This is a genomic window from Cellulomonas sp. (assembly GCF_035634735.1).
GTDB lineage: Bacteria > Actinomycetota > Actinomycetes > Actinomycetales > Cellulomonadaceae > Cellulomonas.
In genome coordinates this window covers 1-2438 of the sequence record NZ_DASQCJ010000203.1, presented here as the reverse complement: position 1 = coordinate 2438, position 2438 = coordinate 1, and the positions used below count along the sequence as shown (strand labels likewise).

Sequence of the window (2438 nt, the reverse complement as noted above, 5' to 3'; positions counted from 1 at the left end):
GCGAACCGCGCGCCGAACTCCTGGTACCCGCGCAGCGGCACCCGCATCGCCGACAGGTCGAGGGGGTGCGCGGCGACCCGCTCGGCGAGCTCCGCGGTGAGCAGGCCGCGCGCGGCGAGCACGTCCTGGGCGAGCGGGACGATGGTGCCGAGCACGCCGTAGAGCTCGGCGGCGCGCCGCTCGAACACGTCCCACAGCGCGGGGCCGTCGGCGTCGGGGATCGCGCACGCGGCGGCGAGCCGGTCGACCGCCGCGGCGAGCCCGCCCGCGCCGAGCGTCGCGTCCCAGCCGGCCAGCGCCGCCAGCGCCCGCCGGGCCCGGTCCCGCGTCGTCCGCCGGGACAGCGCGAACCGCAGCCGCCCCGCCGCGGGCGCCGCCGACGCCGCGTGCACCGCGACCGCCGACGCGTACCCGGTCAGGGCCTCGCGGTGCGGCTCGACGAGGGGTCGCAGCCGGAGCAGCCGGTCGAGCAGCCGCAGCACCTCGGCCGTCGTCGCGGTGTCCGGCCGCCCGGCCCGGTCCACCTCCAGCCGCACCGGCACCCCGGCCCGCACGGCCTCCGCGAGCTGCTGCACGGCGGCGACGACGCTGCGCGCCGTCTGCGCCCCGACGCCGGGGACCTCGTCGAGCGTCGCGGCCGGGACGCCGAGCAGGTCCGCGGCCGTCGCGTACCCGGCGTCGGTCAGGGCCCGCAGCCGCAGGTTGCGGTCGGTCATCGCGCCGAGCTGCTCGACGGGCACGACGCCGAGCTCGGCGCGGACCCGGTGCTCGCGGTCGGCCTCCACCAGCGCGGCCACGCGGACCGTCGCGCCGTCGAGGTGGTCGAGCACCGCGCGGGCGCGGGCGGCGAGGGCGCCGTGCCGGGCGAGCAGGTCGCGCGCCGGGCCGCCGGGGTCGACGGCGCCGACCGGGGCGGACGTCGTGCTGCTCATCGGTGGCGATGCTACGGCGCGCCGTCCGGTCGTGCCCTCGGCGCGATCCGCCTGACGGGACGAAGGGCGTCCGGCGGGCCCGCGGCGCCCGCGGCGCCCGCGGGCGCGGCTCCGGGCGCCGAGCGGCGTCAGCCGGCGGGCGTCGGGCTCGGGGCCGGCTCGGCCGCCTCGGCCACCCGCACGGTGCGGAGCTCGCACTGCACCGGCATCGACTCCCCGCACAGGGCGACGGGGGGCAGCCAGATCTCGATCCTGTCGCCGTCGCGCAGGTCCGCGAGCGTCACCCGGGAGCCGTCCGCCGCCAGCACGGGGACGGGCTCCTCGTCGAACGTGCCGAGGGGCATCGCCTCGAAGTAGTCGTCCGACGCCTGGCTGAGCGTCGGCCTGCCGTCCGCGTCGACCGCCACCACCCCGGTCACGTCCGGGGTCGGCTGCTCGCCCAGGTGCTCCGTCGCCGGCGGCGCCGGGCTCGCGGGCGAGGCGGCCGGGACGTCCGTCGCGGTGCAGCCGGCGGCGAGCACGGCGAGCAGCGCGGAGCTGAGCAGGGCGGCGGCGGTGCGGGTGGCGGTCATGCCCCGATCGTCGCACCAGACGTCCCGCGGTGTCCCCGGAACGGCCCCAGATGCGACATCGTCGCCCGTTCCGCAGGCTGGAGGCACCTGATCGCGAGAGGGGAACGCCGATGCGCGCCATGGTCTACCGCGGGCCGTACAAGGTCCGCGTGGAGGAGAAGGACGTCCCGAGGATCGAGCATCCGAACGACGCGATCGTGAAGGTGGTGCGGGCGGCGATCTGCGGGTCCGACCTGCACCTCTACCACGGGATGATGCCGGACACCCGGATCGGCCACACGTTCGGTCACGAGTTCATCGGCGTGGTCGAGCAGGTCGGGTCGTCGGTGCAGCACCTGCAGGTCGGCGACCGCGTGATGGTCCCGTTCAACATCTACTGCGGGACCTGCTTCTTCTGCGCCCGGGGCCTGTACTCGAACTGCCACAACGTGAACCCGAACGCGACCGCCGTCGGCGGCATCTACGGGTACTCCCACACGACGGGCGGCTACGACGGCGGCCAGGCGCAGTACGTGCGCGTGCCGTTCGCCGACGTCGGCCCGGAGAAGATCCCGGACTGGCTGGACGACGAGGACGCGCTGCTGATGACCGACGCGCTGTCCACCGGGTACTTCGGCGCGCAGCTCGCGGACATCCACGAGGGCGACACCGTCGCCGTGCTCGGCGCCGGCCCGGTCGGGCTATTCGCGGCGCGGTCGGCCTGGCTGATGGGCGCGGGCCGGGTCGTCGTCATCGACCAGCTCGATTACCGGCTCGAGAAGGCGAAGGAGTTCGCCTACGCCGAGACCCGGAACTACACCGAGCACCAGGACATCGTCGTCGAGATGAAGAGGGCCACCGACGGCCTGGGGTTCGACCGGGTGATCGAGGCCGTCGGCGCCGAGGCGGACGGCAACCTGGTCCAGCACGTCACCGCGGCCAAGCTCAAGCTGCA

3 protein-coding genes are annotated in these 2438 nt (G+C 76.1%); 1 reads left to right on the top strand and 2 read right to left on the bottom strand.

Annotated features, from left to right (window positions below; all coding sequences use genetic code 11):
* Both VER05_RS16580 and VER05_RS16575 read right to left on the bottom strand, forming a co-directional pair.
* Positions 1-932, bottom strand: a 932-nt coding sequence (locus tag VER05_RS16580; protein WP_414647643.1) for a hypothetical protein, incomplete at its 3' end; no start/stop codon positions are given.
* Positions 933-1060: 128 nt separating this feature from the next.
* Entirely contained in the window at positions 1061-1504 is a 444-nt protein-coding gene (locus tag VER05_RS16575) for a hypothetical protein (protein WP_324846421.1), read from the bottom strand.
* A gap of 110 nt (positions 1505-1614) precedes the next feature.
* On the opposite strand from VER05_RS16575, the gene VER05_RS16570 reads away from it, so the two are divergent.
* Positions 1615-2438 (top strand): alcohol dehydrogenase catalytic domain-containing protein (locus VER05_RS16570; protein ID WP_324846420.1); only part of this gene is annotated, 824 nt, incomplete at its 3' end.

Coding starts and splice junctions, on each gene's coding strand:
- VER05_RS16575 (WP_324846421.1), bottom strand. CDS start 1,504: ATGACCGCCACCCGCACCGCCGCCGCCCTGCTCAGCTCCGCGCTGCTC.